Origin of the sequence: Mycobacterium sp. E2733 (assembly GCF_001667585.1) — a bacterium.
GTDB lineage: Bacteria > Actinomycetota > Actinomycetes > Mycobacteriales > Mycobacteriaceae > Mycobacterium.
Genome location: NZ_LZJZ01000032.1, coordinates 53,336 through 67,053, shown reverse-complemented (window position 1 = coordinate 67,053; position 13,718 = coordinate 53,336). Strand labels below are relative to the sequence as shown.

General features: G+C 68.1%; 16 protein-coding genes and 1 pseudogene. 11 read left to right on the top strand and 6 right to left on the bottom strand.

Going from position 1 to position 13,718, the window contains the following annotated elements; genetic code table 11:
* Window positions 1–30 precede the first annotated feature (30 nt).
* The 3 genes from A5678_RS07980 to A5678_RS07970 are packed head-to-tail and all read left to right on the top strand — an operon-like array spanning window position 31 to window position 3,018.
* Window positions 31–882, top strand: a complete 852-nt coding sequence (locus tag A5678_RS07980; protein ID WP_068040633.1) for a siderophore-interacting protein — start codon at window positions 31–33, stop codon at window positions 880–882.
* 42 nt (window positions 883–924) lie between these two features.
* Window positions 925–2,088: a lactate 2-monooxygenase gene (locus A5678_RS07975; protein WP_068040631.1), complete on the top strand. Its 1,164-nt coding sequence runs from the start codon at window positions 925–927 to the stop codon at window positions 2,086–2,088.
* A 33-nt stretch (window positions 2,089–2,121) separates the two neighbouring features.
* The gene (locus A5678_RS07970) at window positions 2,122–3,018 is read left to right on the top strand and encodes a tyrosine recombinase XerC (RefSeq protein WP_068040629.1); all 897 of its coding nucleotides are present in this window, start codon (window positions 2,122–2,124) and stop codon (window positions 3,016–3,018) included.
* Window positions 3,019–3,071: 53 nt separating this feature from the next.
* Here the strand turns inward: A5678_RS07970 and A5678_RS07965 are convergent.
* Window positions 3,072–3,557: pseudogene (locus tag A5678_RS07965) on the bottom strand (M23 family metallopeptidase); the annotation flags it as partial.
* A gap of 274 nt (window positions 3,558–3,831) precedes the next feature.
* Here A5678_RS07965 and rpsB point away from each other — a divergent pair.
* Genes rpsB through A5678_RS07950 form a run of 3 tightly spaced genes read left to right on the top strand, consistent with a single transcriptional unit; the run spans window position 3,832 to window position 6,922 of the window.
* Entirely contained in the window at window positions 3,832–4,665 is an 834-nt protein-coding gene (gene rpsB, locus A5678_RS07960; protein ID WP_068040627.1) for a 30S ribosomal protein S2, read from the top strand.
* A gap of 11 nt (window positions 4,666–4,676) precedes the next feature.
* The gene (gene tsf, locus A5678_RS07955; RefSeq protein WP_068040626.1) at window positions 4,677–5,492 is read left to right on the top strand and encodes a translation elongation factor Ts; all 816 of its coding nucleotides are present in this window, start codon (window positions 4,677–4,679) and stop codon (window positions 5,490–5,492) included.
* 32 nt (window positions 5,493–5,524) lie between these two features.
* Complete coding sequence (locus tag A5678_RS07950) at window positions 5,525–6,922, top strand: amidase (protein ID WP_068040624.1); 1,398 nt, start codon at window positions 5,525–5,527, stop codon at window positions 6,920–6,922.
* A 52-nt stretch (window positions 6,923–6,974) separates the two neighbouring features.
* Here the strand turns inward: A5678_RS07950 and A5678_RS07945 are convergent, their stop codons facing one another.
* Complete coding sequence (locus A5678_RS07945; RefSeq protein ID WP_068040775.1) at window positions 6,975–7,394, bottom strand: MarR family winged helix-turn-helix transcriptional regulator; 420 nt, start codon at window positions 7,392–7,394, stop codon at window positions 6,975–6,977.
* A gap of 119 nt (window positions 7,395–7,513) precedes the next feature.
* Between A5678_RS07945 and A5678_RS07940 the strand changes: the two genes are divergently transcribed.
* Window positions 7,514–7,927: a ChaB family protein gene (locus A5678_RS07940; RefSeq protein ID WP_068040622.1), complete on the top strand. Its 414-nt coding sequence runs from the start codon at window positions 7,514–7,516 to the stop codon at window positions 7,925–7,927.
* Between the two features lie 148 nt (window positions 7,928–8,075).
* Window positions 8,076–8,345, top strand: a complete 270-nt coding sequence (locus A5678_RS07935; protein ID WP_197502071.1) for a DUF2795 domain-containing protein — start codon at window positions 8,076–8,078, stop codon at window positions 8,343–8,345.
* Between the two features lie 31 nt (window positions 8,346–8,376).
* Here A5678_RS07935 and A5678_RS07930 read toward each other — a convergent pair whose 3' ends face one another.
* Both A5678_RS07930 and A5678_RS07925 read right to left on the bottom strand, forming a co-directional pair.
* Window positions 8,377–9,216 carry a glucose 1-dehydrogenase gene (locus tag A5678_RS07930; protein ID WP_068040617.1) on the bottom strand — a complete coding sequence of 280 codons (840 nt, stop codon included), beginning with the start codon at window positions 9,214–9,216 and terminating at the stop codon, window positions 8,377–8,379.
* Between the two features lie 9 nt (window positions 9,217–9,225).
* The gene (locus tag A5678_RS07925; RefSeq protein WP_068040615.1) at window positions 9,226–9,405 is read right to left on the bottom strand and encodes a hypothetical protein; all 180 of its coding nucleotides are present in this window, start codon (window positions 9,403–9,405) and stop codon (window positions 9,226–9,228) included.
* Window positions 9,406–9,710: 305 nt separating this feature from the next.
* Here A5678_RS07925 and A5678_RS07920 point away from each other — a divergent pair, with 305 nt between their 5' ends.
* Window positions 9,711–10,271, top strand: coding sequence for an MPT63 family protein (locus A5678_RS07920; protein WP_068040613.1), 561 nt, complete (start codon window positions 9,711–9,713; stop codon window positions 10,269–10,271).
* 104 nt (window positions 10,272–10,375) lie between these two features.
* Complete coding sequence (locus A5678_RS07915) at window positions 10,376–11,314, top strand: lysophospholipid acyltransferase family protein (protein WP_068040611.1); 939 nt, start codon at window positions 10,376–10,378, stop codon at window positions 11,312–11,314.
* 49 nt (window positions 11,315–11,363) lie between these two features.
* Here A5678_RS07915 and A5678_RS07910 read toward each other — a convergent pair whose 3' ends face one another.
* Window positions 11,364–12,095 carry a response regulator transcription factor gene (locus A5678_RS07910; protein ID WP_068040608.1) on the bottom strand — a complete coding sequence of 244 codons (732 nt, stop codon included), beginning with the start codon at window positions 12,093–12,095 and terminating at the stop codon, window positions 11,364–11,366.
* Between the two features lie 220 nt (window positions 12,096–12,315).
* Entirely contained in the window at window positions 12,316–12,552 is a 237-nt protein-coding gene (locus A5678_RS07905; protein WP_007171420.1) for a CsbD family protein, read from the bottom strand.
* Between the two features lie 353 nt (window positions 12,553–12,905).
* On the opposite strand from A5678_RS07905, the gene pyrH reads away from it, so the two are divergent.
* Window positions 12,906–13,712: a UMP kinase gene (pyrH, locus tag A5678_RS07900; RefSeq protein ID WP_068040606.1), complete on the top strand. Its 807-nt coding sequence runs from the start codon at window positions 12,906–12,908 to the stop codon at window positions 13,710–13,712.
* Window positions 13,713–13,718: the final 6 nt, after the last annotated feature.

Genomic DNA, 13,718 nt, shown 5'->3' with positions numbered 1-13,718 from the left:
GACGGGGGTCGGATGGGGACAGGAGGACACGTGGCGGGTCGACCTTTGCAGCGCTTCGAGGTTGTCGATACCAAAGAACTCACACCACACATGGTCGGTGTGGTGCTGGGGAGCAAGGATTTCGACGCCTTCGTGCCCAGCAAATTCACCGACTCCTACGTCAAGTTGGCGTTCGTCGCGGATGACGTCGACGTCGCGGACTTGCCCCAGCCGTTGACCCTGGACAGTTTCGCCGGCCTGCCGCCCGACAAGAGGCCGTCGGTCCGGACAATGACCGTCCGGCACGTGGACGTGGCGGCCCGCGAAATCACGCTGAACATCGTCGTGCACGGCGAGCACGGAATCGCGGGCCAATGGGCCGCCACGGCCCAGCGGGGCCAGCGGATCTTCTTGATGGGCCCCGGCGGTGCCTACACGCCCGACCCTGCCGCCGACTGGCATCTGCTGGCCGGCGACGAATCGGCGCTCCCGGCCATCGCCGCGGCGCTGGAGGCGTTGCCCCCGAACGCCGTGGGCAAGGCGTTCATCGAGGTAGCGGGCCAGGAAGACGAGATTCCGCTGACCGCGCCGGAAGGCGTCGAGGTGCATTGGGTCTACCGCGGCGGCCGGGCCGATCTGGTCCCCGAGGACCGTGCCGGCGACCACGCCCCGCTCATCGAGGCGGTCACCACCACGCCCTGGCTGCCCGGACAGGTGCACGTGTTCATTCACGGCGAGGCGCAAAGCGTCATGCACAACCTGCGGCCCTACATCCGCAAGGAGCGCGGCGTGGACGCCAAGTGGGCGTCGTCCATCTCGGGTTACTGGCGGCGGGGGCGCACCGAAGAGACCTTCCGGCAATGGAAGAAGGAACTGGCCGAGGCGGAGGCCGGAGCGTCGTAGCGGGTTCGTCGGTCTGACCACCGGCTGGCATCCTCTACTCCCATGGCGCATTTCGGTGATTACCAGAACGAGATCTACCTGCGCGGCCTGGGCGGGGTGGTGCCGCCCCTGCCGATGGCCTTCGCGGAGCTGGAGGCCCGGGCCGAGCGGGCGATGTCGCCGTCGGTGTGGTCCTACGTCACCGGTGGTGCCGGTGACGAGCGTACCCAGCGGGCCAATCGCGAGGCGTTCGACCGCTGGGGCTTGATGCCCCGCATGTTCGTCGGTGCCGCCGAGCGGGACCTGTCGGTCGAGATGTTCGGCCTGACGCTGCCGTCGCCGGTGTTCATGGCGCCCATCGGCATCATCGGGATCTGCGCCCAGGACGGCCACGGCGACCTGGCCACCGCGCGGGCCGCAGCGGCCACCGGCGTCCCGATGGTCGTCTCCACCCTGACCGCAGACCCGTTGGAAGACGTCGCCGCCCAGTTCGGCGACACCCCCGGCTTTTTCCAGCTGTACACGCCGAAGAATCGCGAGCTCGCCGCCAGCCTGGTGCAGCGGGCCGAGGCCGCCGGCTACAAGGGCATCATCGTCACGCTGGACACCTGGATTCCCGGGTGGCGTCCGCGCGACCTCACCACGGCAAACTTTCCGCAGTTGCGGGGGCTGTGCCTGAGCAACTACACCAGCGACCCGGTGTTTCGCGCCGGCCTGCAGCGCCCGCCCGAGGAGGACCCGCAAGCCACGGTGCTGCAGTGGGTCACGACGTTCGGCAATCCGTTGACGTGGGACGACCTTCCCTGGCTGCGATCGCTGACCGAGCTGCCGCTCATCATCAAGGGCATCTGCCATCCCGACGACGCCCGGCGCGCCAAGGACGGTGGCGTCGACGGCATCTACTGCTCGACGCACGGCGGACGCCAGGCCAACGGCGGTCTGCCCGCGCTTGACTGCCTGCCGGGGGTGATCGAGGCGGCCGACGGGCTGCCGGTGCTGTTCGATTCGGGCATCCGCAGCGGCGCCGACATCGTCAAGGCGCTCGCGCTGGGCGCGACCGCGGTCGGCGTCGGTCGCCCGTACGCGTACGGCCTGGCACTGGGCGGCGTCGACGGCGTCGTGCACGTGCTGCGCTCGCTGCTGGCCGAAGCGGACCTCATCATGGCCGTCGACGGCTATCCGACCCTGAAAGATCTCACCCCGGACACGCTTCGGCGCGTCGACTGAATCGGGTCCCCGGCTCCTGCGAACGTTGCAGGCGTGGAGGCCATCCTCGAGGAGTTCGACGAATACATGTCGCTGCAATGCGGCCGTTCAGCGCACACCCGTCGCGCCTACCTCGGCGACGTGCGCTCGCTGCTGACCTTTCTCGAAGCCCGCGGCGCCGGGCTGGACGGACTGAGCCTGCCCCTCTTGCGCTCGTGGTTGTCCGCCTCGGGCGCTGCCGGCGCCGCCCGCACCACGCTGGCCCGTCGCACCTCGGCGGTCAAGGCTTTCACCGCGTGGGCCGTCCGGCGCGGCCTGCTGGCCGGGGACCCGGCGGCCCGGCTGCAGGTGCCCAAGGCGCACCGCACCCTGCCGGCGGTGCTGCGTCAGGACCAGGCGCTCGACGCGATGGCCGCTGCGAAATCCGGTGCCCAACAGGGGGATCCGATGGCATTGCGGGACCGGCTGATCGTCGAGATGCTCTATGCGACCGGAATCCGGGTGAGTGAACTGTGCGGCCTGGACGTCGAAGATGTGGACACCGGACATCGGCTGATCCGGGTGCTCGGTAAAGGCAACAAGCAGCGCACCGTGCCGTTCGGGACGCCGGCCGCCGAGGCGCTGCGCGCCTGGCTGGACGACGGGCGTCCCGCTTTGTTGACCGCCGAGTCGGGGCCGGCCCTGCTGCTGGGTGCGCGGGGTCGGCGGCTCGACGTCCGCCAGGCCCGCACGGTCGTGCACCAGACGGTGTCCGCGGTGGAGGGCGCGCCCGACATGGGGCCGCACGGCCTGCGGCACAGCGCCGCCACGCATCTGCTGGAAGGCGGTGCCGACCTGCGGGTGGTGCAGGAGCTGCTCGGCCATTCCAGCCTGGCGACCACGCAGCTCTACACCCATGTCGCCGTCTCCCGGCTGCGGGCGGTGCACGATCAGGCCCACCCGCGGGCGTGAGTGTGCTGACGGCGCTGAGTGCGCGGCCCGGCGCACACTCGCCCTCGGCCCTGCAGCGGCTTGAGCCGGATCGGCGTCGACTTCACCAAACCCAACGGATCGACGTAGTGGGCGCCCGACGCCGGACCCCACATCGCGCCCCAGTGCAGACAGGCCGCGGCCCGGCAGCCGGCATGGCCGGCCACCAACTCGCCGATCACGGTCTGGGCCGTCACCGGCTGACCGACGCGCACCGCCGCCCGGACCGGCTCGTAGCTGGTGCGCAGCCCGCCGGGGTGCGCCAGCGACACCACCGGCCGCCCCGCCAGCTGCCCGGCGAACACCACGGTGCCGGCGCCCGCCGCATACACCGGCTGACCAGGGGCTCCGGGCAGGTCGACCCCCCGATGCCCGGGTTTCCAATCCGGTGACGGTGCGTCGAATCCCCGGGCGACGGCCGGCGGCGGGCGCAAAGGCCAGTCCAGGCGGGCGTCGTCGGCAACCGCCGGCGCCGCGCTGAGCAGCGCCAGGCATAGGATCAGCCGCAAAACGCGTCGCATCGGCTCAGTTCATTGCCGCGCCGGCGCGGGCACCACTCAGGGCGGGTCGGTGCTGTGCAAAACCGCCAGCTGAGTCGGTGTAAACTCCTGGTCGCAGCTCGTTCGCGGGCTGACTTCGCGCGTCCGCCCCGCGTCTCCCGTTCCATTAGGAGTTCGCACCGCGTGCCGGGCGGTCCCCGCCAGGGTTTTTCCTGGCGAGGTCCGGCATCGCAGCAGGCGCCAGGGCCCGGCTTCACCCGATGCCGGGCGACAACCGACACACAAAGGCATAAGCATGGCCGTAGTAACCATGAAGCAGCTGCTGGACAGCGGCACCCACTTCGGGCACCAGACCCGTCGTTGGAATCCCAAGATGAAGCGGTTCATCTTCACCGACCGCAACGGCATCTACATCATCGACCTGCAGCAGACGCTGACCTACATCGATAAGGCGTACGAGTTCGTCAAGGAGACCGTCGCCCACGGTGGCAGCATCATGTTCGTCGGCACCAAGAAGCAGGCGCAGGAATCCGTTGCCGCCGAGGCGACCCGCGTCGGCATGCCGTACGTGAATCAGCGCTGGCTGGGGGGCATGCTGACCAACTTCTCCACCGTGCACAAGCGGTTGCAGCGCCTCAAGGAGCTCGAGGCGATGGAGCAGACCGGCGGCTTCGAGGGTCGCACCAAGAAAGAAATCCTGATGCTGACCCGGGAGAAGAACAAGCTGGAGCGCAGCCTGGGCGGTATCCGCGACATGGCCAAGGTGCCGTCGGCGATCTGGGTCGTCGACACCAACAAAGAGCACATCGCCGTCGGGGAGGCCCGCAAGCTCGGTATCCCGGTCATCGCGATCCTGGACACCAACTGCGACCCCGATGAGGTCGACTACCCGATCCCCGGGAACGACGATGCCATCCGCTCGGCCGCGCTGCTGACCAAGGTGATCGCCTCCGCGGTTGCCGAGGGCCTGCAGGCCCGCGCCGGAGTCGGCCGCGCCGACGGCAAGCCCGAGGCCGAGGCCGCCGAGCCGCTGCCCGAATGGGAGCAGGAACTGCTGGCCTCCGCTGCTGCCAGCGCCCCCACCGACGTCGCTGCGGGCGCACCCGAACCAACCACTGAACCCTCCTAGGGAAGGCTGACATGGCCAACTTCACCGCCGCCGACGTCAAGAAGCTTCGGGAGCTGACCGGCGCCGGCATGCTCGACTGCAAAAACGCGCTGGCCGAGAGCGACGGCGACTTCGACAAGGCCGTCGAGGCGTTGCGCATCAAGGGCGCCAAGGACGTCGGCAAGCGGGCCGAGCGCGCCACGGCCGAAGGTCTGGTCGCGGCCAAGGGCGGCGCGCTGATCGAGCTGAACTCCGAGACCGACTTCGTCGCCAAGAACGCCGAATTCCAGGCCCTGGCCGACCAGATCGTTGACGCCGCGCTGAACGCCCAGGCCGCGGACGTCGACGCGCTCAAGCTCGCCAAGGTTGGCGACAAGACGGTCGAGCAGGCCATCGCCGACCTGTCGGCCAAGATCGGCGAGAAGCTCGAGCTGCGCCGTGTCGCGCACTTCGACGGCACCGTCGAGGCTTACCTGCACAAGCGCGCCGCGGACCTGCCGCCGGCCGTGGGTGTGCTGGTGGAGTACAGCGGCTCCGACGTCGAGGCGGCGCACTCCGTCGCGCTGCAGATCGCCGCGCTCAAGGCGCGTTACCTGTCGCGCGAGGACGTTCCCGAGGACGTCGTGGCCAGCGAGCGCCGCATCGCCGAGGAAACGGCCAAGGCGGAGGGCAAGCCGGAGCAGGCGCTGCCCAAGATCGTCGAGGGCCGGCTGAACGGCTTCTTCAAGGACTCAGTGCTGCTGGAGCAGCCCTCGGTGTCCGACAGCAAGAAGACGGTCAAGGCCCTGCTCGACGAGGCCGGCGTGACGGTGACGCGGTTCGTGCGCTTCGAGGTGGGCCAGGCCTGAGCCCTGCGCGGGCGCGGGCTAGCGTCGGTTACATGCGACACGTGCATGCGTTCGGCGACGACGCCCTCGGTGATCTGGACGCGGTCGGCCTCGCCCACGCGTTACAGGCCGGCTGGGTCAGCAGGGCGGAGGTGGTCGAGGCCGCCATCGCCCGCACCGAGGCCGTCGATCCAGTCCTCAACGGCCTGGCGTATGCGGCCTTCCGGCAGGCGCGAACCGCCGGCGCGACCAACGGCTTCTTCGACGGCGTCCCGACCTTCCTCAAGGACAACGTCGACATCGCCGGCCAGCCGACGATGCACGGCACCGACGCGTGGACGCCGTGGAATGCAACCTCCGACGGCGAATTCACCCGGCTGTTCCTGGCCACCGGGCTGGCCCCGGTGGGCAAGACCCAGTTGTCGGAATTCGGATTCAGCGCGTCGGCCGAACACCCCCGGCTAGGACCGGTCCGCAACCCGTGGAACACCGACTACAGCGCCGGCGCGTCCTCGTCGGGCTCGGCCGCGTTCGTTGCCGCCGGTGTGGTGCCGATCGCCCACGCGAACGACGGCGGCGGCTCCATCCGCATCCCTGCCGCCTGCAACGGGCTCGTCGGGCTGAAGCCGTCGCGCGGGCGGCTGCCGCTGGAGGCCCACCTGCGCCGGATGCCGGTGGGCATCGTCGCCAACGGCGTGGTGACCCGTTCGGTGCGTGACACCGCGGCTTTCTACCGAGAGGCCGAACGCATTTGGCGTAACCCGAAACTCGCGCCGGTCGGGGACGTCGTCGGGCCCGGCAGGCAGCGGCTGCGGATCGCCGTGCTGACCCGGTCGGTGCAACGCGATTGCAGTCCCCAGGTGCGCGAGCTGACGGTGAAGTCCGCCGGTCTTCTCGAGGAACTGGGGCACCGCGTCGAATACCTCGAGGAGCCCCCGGTGCCGGCCAGCTTCGTCGACGATTTCGTCCTCTACTGGGGGTTTCTCGCGCTGGCCCAGGTGCGCAGCGGGCGGCACATGTTCGGCAAGACGTTCGACCGCGGCCGGCTGGACAGTCTGACGCTCGGTCTGGAGCGACACACCGCGCGCAACATGCACCGGCTGCCGCTGGCGATCATGCGCCTGCGCGGCATCCGGAGGCGTACCGCACGATTCTTCGGCACCTACGACGTCGTGCTGACACCGACGCTCGCCGACGAGACGCCCCGCATCGGCTATCTGGCACCCACCGACTACCACCAGGTCATCGAACGGCTGATCGACTGGGTCTCGTTCACCCCGCTGCAGAACGTCACCGGCGAGCCGGCGATCTCCCTTCCGTTGGCCCAGTCCGACGAAGGCATGCCGGTGGGCATGATGTTCTCCACCGACGTCGGGCAGGAGGCGCTACTGCTCGAGCTGGCCTACGAGCTCGAAGAGGCCCGACCGTGGGCCCGGATCCAAACCGACTGATCCGCGGTTTCCAGGTGGGCGACCCGCTTCGCCCGGCTTCGCCGCGCGGGGGTCAATCGGACCCGAGCTTGTCGAGCATCCGCTTGAACTCACGCTGCTGCGTTTCGGTCAGCTTGGCCAAAATGCGCGCGTCGGCGGTCCGCACCGCGCCCTCGGCGCGCTTCAGCAGGGCGCGGCCCTGACCGGTCAGCGTGGCGGGTAGCGCGCGACCGCTGGACACCGACGTCGGACGGGCCACGGCGCCAATGTCTTCCAACTTGCGCAGCACCGTGTTCATCGCCTGCGGTGTGACGCCCGCCTGCCGGGACAGTTCGGCGCTCGACATCCCCGGAACCAGGGAAAGCATGCGCAGGCAGACGAATTCGGGCAGCGTCAGGCCGAGCGGGCCCAACACGGCGGAAACCTCCGGTCGCAGCAGGCTGGCCACCCGGTATAGCAGGTAACCCAGCGGGGCGTCTTCGGCCTGAACCATGTCAAGGATCTTGACATATTTCCGCGCTCCGGACGCGGCTTCGGCGAGAAGTGGTGATTGCCGGTCCGTCAAAGGGGTAACCGAATGTTTCACCGCGCGGGCGTATCAGGAGGTTTCCAATGCCGAAGACGACGAAAGGCGGCAAGCCGAAAAAGGACGAACTGCCGAGCACTTTGCAGCGGTCCAACGCCAAAGCCCAACGCACGTTCACCAAAGCGCACGACGCGGCCGCCAAGGAGTATGGCGACGGGGAGCGCGCTCATCGGGTGGCCTACTCCGCCCTCAAACACAGCTTCGAAAAAGTCGGCGACCATTGGGAACCCAAAGAAGAGAAGGGCCCGTCCGACGAGCGCGCCAAGAGCGGCGGACCGCGAGCATCCGGCCCGACCGCCGAAGGTGTGGACGCCAACGCGAGCAAGAAACACCTGCTCGATCTGGCCCGGCGACTCGATGTCCGCGGCCGGTCGACGATGAGCAAGGCGGAGTTGGTCGACGCGATCAAGAAGCACAACCGGCGGGTCCGCGGCCGCTGAGAGCGGCGTCGCACGGGCGCCCCGGTGTGACCGAGACGTCACCCCGTGGCCGCGTTTAGCCCCACGGCCTTCGGGCATCCCGACAGCCATGGTTGCGTCCACTACCCCTAGTCAACTGCGTCAGTGCTTCACCAATGTGGACTTCCCGGTGAGCAAACAGGATCTGCTCGACGCCGCCGGCCGCAATGGTTGCGACGACGACACGATACGCGCGTTGCGGGGCATTCCTCCCGAGACCTACAACAACGCCGCCCAGGTCGCCGCGTCGGTCAGCATCACCGATGATCGCGATGTCGAGGAGCGCGACAGGGCCGCGGCGCGTCGCTCCCACACCAAGCCGGGGCTGGCCGAAAACGCGAAAGACATCCCCGTGCAGAGCCCGATCGTCGACGAGCTGGGCGAGAACCGGGGCTCCTGAACCGCGCTAAGAGCGCAAAGACAATGTCGCGCTACAGAACTGGCCGACCCCCGGTCACCGCCACCCGCGCGCCGGAGATGTAACTGGCGTCATCGGAGGCCAACAGCACGTAGATGGGCGCGAGTTCGGCGGGCTGGCCGGCTCGCCCGAGCGGGACGTTGTCGCCGAACGACTCAACGCTGTCCGGGGGCATGGTCGACGGGATCAACGGTGTCCAGATCGGGCCGGGCGCCACGCTGTTCACTCGAATCCCTTTATCGCCCAGCAACTGAGCGAGGCTCGCCGAGAAGTTGGCGATCGCGGCCTTGGTGGCCGCGTACGGTGCCAGCGTCGGATTGGGCGTGTCGGAATTGACCGACGAGCTGCCGATGATCGACGCCCCGGCTCTCATGTGCGGCACGGCCGCCTTGACGAGATAAAAGTATGCGCCGACATTGAGCCGGAACGTGTAATCCCATTCCTCGTCGCTGATTTCGTCGAGGCTCTTGTGCATCATCTGATAGGCGGCATTGTTGACCAGGATGTCGATTCCGCCGAATTCTTGGACGGCCCGCTCGACGACGGCGCGGCAATGCGCCGCATCGGAAAGGTCGCCGGAAGCCAGTACGCATTTGCGTCCTGCGTCTTCCACGTAGCGTGCGACGTCGCGGGCGTCGTCGTCCTCATTGAGGTAGGAGATCAGCACGTCGGCGCCTTCGCGGGCGAAAGCGATAGCGACCGCGCGGCCGATGCCGCTATCACCCCCGGTGATGATCGCCCTTTTGCCGGTGAGCTTTCCCGAGCCCCGGTAAGTGCTTTCGCCGCAGTCGGGCACGGGGTTCATCCGGCCCTGTACACCCGGTGCGGTTTGTTGCTGAGGCGCAAAGCCCATCTGAATCCTCTATTCGTGGTCACGTGTCTCTGGACGGGCGGAGGGGACGTCGGGGTCGTCGTCGGCCGGCGGTTCGGGATCGCGCCATTCCTCGACGCGACTGGACCGGTTACCGCGCAGCGTGCCGTCCAATTCGTGCTTGAGTTCGTCGTCCTCGCGCGGACTGTGCTTAGAGCTTCCGCGTTCCATGGACGGCCCCTTTCGTCTCGTCGAAATTCTCCGCTCCGACTACCCGCCGCGGCGGGGGCTAACCGGCCGTCCGAGTCCGCTCCTGTTGCCGTGGCCGCGGTGATTCGACGTGAATAGCGATACGGATGTTAAGAACGATGCGAAAGGTGCTGCCCGGCAAAACAACACCGTTTCGCCAGCTAGCCGACCGAAAATTGCGAAATAAAAGGGGCCCAGATGTTTAAAGCTGGCAGCAAGGGGTTATTTGCGGCTTATTGCGTATTGCCCTTCCGGGGGGCGATTGTTCGACACGAAAGGAATGAGCAATGAAGGTCACCAAGACCGCCCTTAAGACAGCTGCTGCTGCCGGGGGGATAGCGGCGGCAAGCGTTTTCGCCGCGGTGCCGGCGTCTGCCGCGCCGCCCAACATTCAGGGCTTCGGCACCAGTGAGCAACTCGTGGACGGGCCGCTGATCACCAACTACACGGTGAGCAACCTGCAGCCGAGCAACGTCTCGATTCCGGGCTACACGCCCAAGGGGACGCTGTACCAGGCGGACATCACCGCCCGGTCGGATGGTGGGCTCGTTACACCGATGGTCAAGGACTTCAGCGCACGCGGGCCCAACGGTCAGACTTACAAGCTGATCGACAAGGCGGGGGCACCGAATGCCCTGAACCCGGCGCCGATTCCGCAGGGTAGCGAATCGACCGGCACCCTGTACTTCGACGTGACGGGCGCGCCGCCGAACGGCGTCGTCTACAACGACGGACTGCAAGACGTCTTGATGTGGACGTCCAACGTGCAGGGTGGCGCGGCGCCCGGCGTACCGCCGAACGCAAGCCCGGCACCGGGCCAACCGCCCGCCCCGGCGCCACACGCCTGATCCGGCTAGCAGTTATCTCCCCGCGTTGCGCATGCGACGCGGGGAGGTCACTTTTTGGGGCCGGGCATTGCATCGCGCGGGCATGAATCGGGTACCCCGTACCCATGAGTAACCCAGATCACAGGCCAGCCGAAGTACGTGCCCAAGCGAAGCTCCACGCCAGACGGACGCAGGTGAGCATGGACGAGCGGCGCCGCAAGCAGGACGGCGGCGTCGCCGGTTGGGTCGCCGAGCGCGCCGGCAGGTGGGACCTGAGGGGTCAGGACGAGACCACCCTGCAGCGGCAGAAGTATCTGTGGAATGTGCTGGTGGACTACTGGTTTCGCATGGAGATCGACGGCTGGGAGAACATCCCGCCGAAGCCGCCGGCGCTGTTGGTGGGGATTCACTCCGGCGCTCCCTTCGTGTGGGACGCCTGGACCGTCGGACTGCAATGGTGGCGGCGCTTCGGGCAGGACCGCCCACTGCACGGCACGGCCCACGACGCGTTGATGGCCATCCCGATCTTCGGACGCTACTTCCGGTCGATGGGTGTGCTTCCGGCCGCCCCGGACGCGATCGCCACCGCTCTGGCCGAAGGGCGCGACGTTGCACTGTGGCCCGGTGGGGAAGTGGACTCGCTGCGCCCGTGGACCGAGCGCGACGAGGCCAACCTGGCGGGCCGAAAAGGCTTCGTCAAGATGGCGATTCGCGCCGGCGTGCCTGTCGTGCCGATCGCCACGGTCGGCGGTGCCGACGCCATGCCCGTGCTGATCCGCGGCGACAAGCTGTCGAAGGCCTTGCGGCTGGACCGCCTGCTGCGCCTCAAGGTTTTCCCGCTGGCGATCTCGCTGCCGTGGGGGATCGCGCCGGCGGCACTTCCGCAGCTGCCGCTGCCGGCCAAGATCAGGACCCGGTTCATGCCGGCCGTGGAGCTCGACCACGATCCCGCACGCGCGGACGACGAGGCGTACGTCGACCGCAAGTACCGTGAGATCCAGGACTCCATCCAGGACGGCATGGACGCACTAGCGCGCAAGCGCGCCTTCCCGCTGTTCGGCTGACCGATCCGAACACCCTCGGGGACAGAGCTATTCGAGTCGGTGTTTCGCGTCAATGCGGAACGGGGTCCCCGCCGGGATCCGTCGTCAGCGTCGGCTCGCTGACGATCCACTCCGGATACGGCGGGGTCGCGGCCATGTAGCCGACGCCGCGGACGGTGTCCACCATCAAGTGATGCCGGGGCCCGAGCTTGGCGCGAAGCCGCCGGACGTGGACGTCCACCGAACGGACTCGGCCGTTGCTGTCATAGCCCCACGCCTCGTGCATCAGGCGGGTACGGGTAAACGGCCGACCGGCATGCTGCACAAGGAAACTCAACAGTTTGAACTCGGTCAGCGTCAGACCGAGGTCCCTGCCCTCCAGCGACCCGGTGAGGCTGGTCGGGTGCAGCAGCAGGGCGCCGAACCGCAAGCTGCCGTTGATTGCGCTGCGCCGCAGCGCAATCGCCCGCCGCATCCGCCCCAGCAGCTCGTCCGTGTCGGTTCCCAGCGGCATGACATCGTCGAAATGCCAGTCCGCGGCGTCCACCGCTACGCCGTCGGTCGGTGCCACGAGGGCCACCACCGCGGTGGCGGGGGCATCGGTCGTCAGGCGCCGACAGGCCGACTCCGCCGCCGCCGGGTTGCCCCGAGCGTCGACGATGGCGACGTCGCCGGCCTCGACCTGCCCCTGGCCGTTACCGGTAAGCGGCGCACGCCGCACGATTCTCGCGAAGGACGCCACTCGCGGCAGGGCGCGCTCGAAGTCGTCTGCGTCGGTTAGCAGTAGAACGTCCAACGACAGCTCCCGAAATGTGGGTCTGCATTTGCCCCCGGCCCGCAGGCATCTCCTGGGAGATGTCAGCCTGCGCAGCGGTGACTACCCACTCGCCGCGAAAATATGCAAACGAATGTCCGACGCTTGCACACCGCGTCGGCCCGGCTAAACCGGCGCGACCATCGTCACCCAGAAAAGTCGATGGGCCCGGTCCGTTTCCACAGACCGGACCCATCCTCCCAGCAAGCTACTGATTGGCCTTCTGGCGCTCCTCAGCGGCCTCGGCGCCGCCGCGGGCCGCTTCGGCCTCGGCTTCCTTCTTCGCCGCGTCGCGCTGTGCCTCCGCCTTGTCCTGCTGGGCCTGGCCCTCGCGGGTGAGGTCGTCTTGGCCCGTCACCGCACCAACGGCCTCCTTCGCCTTGCCCTTGACGTCCTCGACGACGCCCTTGACAGCTTCAGCAGGTCCCGAGTTGTTGTCCGCCATGGATCAGTTCCTCTCGTAGGCGTACCTGAGCGATTCGCGCTCACTACCGATCGCCAACGCGATCGATCCGGTCATACGGCGAGGTTGGCCCTTATTCTCAAGACCGTGAATTCCCACCGCGATGGTGCGGATTCCCCACGATGGCCGTCCCTCAAACATCGATAGCGGCAAGGTGGCGGAACGGGGGACCGCCGACGCGTCACCTGGGCCGATCGCCGCCAAAAGTCGTCCGCATCGCCAACTCTGCGCATAACGCACCCCACCGGCGCCGGCTTGTGCTGCGATGAGGCAGGATGTGAAATGCCGTTCCGGAGGAGTTAACCCCGGGATGGCACTCTCATGCGAGGAGCCTGATGACGGAGCCCAGGGAGCCCCAAGCCGCCGGCGCGGCGGCCCCGAAGCCGGAGCCCACCGCACCGGAGAATGGATCGGCTGCCGGGCAGCCGCGGACGCGGCCCAGATACTCCAGGGTGTTGCTCAAGCTTGGTGGCGAAATGTTCGGCGGCGGTCAGGTCGGGCTGGATCCCGACGTCGTCGCCCAGGTGGCCCGCCAGATCGCGGAGGTGGTCCGCGGCGGTGTGCAGGTCGCGGTGGTGATCGGCGGCGGCAACTTCTTCCGGGGCGCGCAGCTGCAGCAGCGCGGAATGGAGCGCACGCGCTCGGACTACATGGGCATGCTCGGCACCGTCATGAACAGCCTCGCCCTGCAGGACTTCCTGGAGAAAGAGGGCATCGTCACCCGGGTCCAGACCGCCATCACGATGGGCCAGGTGGCCGAGCCCTACCTGCCGTTGCGGGCCGTCCGCCACCTGGAGAAGGGCCGGGTGGTGATCTTCGGGGCCGGCATGGGCCTGCCGTACTTCTCCACGGACACCACCGCCGCGCAGCGGGCCCTGGAGATCGGCGCGGAAGTGGTCTTGATGGCCAAGGCGGTCGACGGGGTGTTCTCAGCGGACCCGCGGCAGAATCCGCACGCCGAGCTGATCGCGGCGATCAGCCATCGCGAGGTCATCGACCGGGGACTGCGAGTGGCCGATGCCACGGCGTTCAGCCTGTGCATGGACAATGGCATGCCGATCCTGGTGTTCAACTTGCTGACCAATGGCAATATCGCCCGCGCGGTCGCCGGTGAGAAAATCGGGACACTGGTCACCACCTGAGGGGAA

Coding starts and splice junctions, on each gene's coding strand:
- A5678_RS07975 (WP_068040631.1), top strand. CDS start 925: ATGGCGCATTTCGGTGATTACCAGAACGAGATCTACCTGCGCGGCCTG.
- rpsB (WP_068040627.1), top strand. CDS start 3,832: ATGGCCGTAGTAACCATGAAGCAGCTGCTGGACAGCGGCACCCACTTC.
- tsf (WP_068040626.1), top strand. CDS start 4,677: ATGGCCAACTTCACCGCCGCCGACGTCAAGAAGCTTCGGGAGCTGACC.
- A5678_RS07950 (WP_068040624.1), top strand. CDS start 5,525: ATGCGACACGTGCATGCGTTCGGCGACGACGCCCTCGGTGATCTGGAC.
- A5678_RS07945 (WP_068040775.1), bottom strand. CDS start 7,394: ATGGTTCAGGCCGAAGACGCCCCGCTGGGTTACCTGCTATACCGGGTG.
- A5678_RS07940 (WP_068040622.1), top strand. CDS start 7,514: ATGCCGAAGACGACGAAAGGCGGCAAGCCGAAAAAGGACGAACTGCCG.
- A5678_RS07930 (WP_068040617.1), bottom strand. CDS start 9,216: ATGGGCTTTGCGCCTCAGCAACAAACCGCACCGGGTGTACAGGGCCGG.
- A5678_RS07925 (WP_068040615.1), bottom strand. CDS start 9,405: ATGGAACGCGGAAGCTCTAAGCACAGTCCGCGCGAGGACGACGAACTC.
- A5678_RS07920 (WP_068040613.1), top strand. CDS start 9,711: ATGAAGGTCACCAAGACCGCCCTTAAGACAGCTGCTGCTGCCGGGGGG.
- A5678_RS07915 (WP_068040611.1), top strand. CDS start 10,376: ATGAGTAACCCAGATCACAGGCCAGCCGAAGTACGTGCCCAAGCGAAG.
- A5678_RS07905 (WP_007171420.1), bottom strand. CDS start 12,552: ATGGCGGACAACAACTCGGGACCTGCTGAAGCTGTCAAGGGCGTCGTC.
- pyrH (WP_068040606.1), top strand. CDS start 12,906: ATGACGGAGCCCAGGGAGCCCCAAGCCGCCGGCGCGGCGGCCCCGAAG.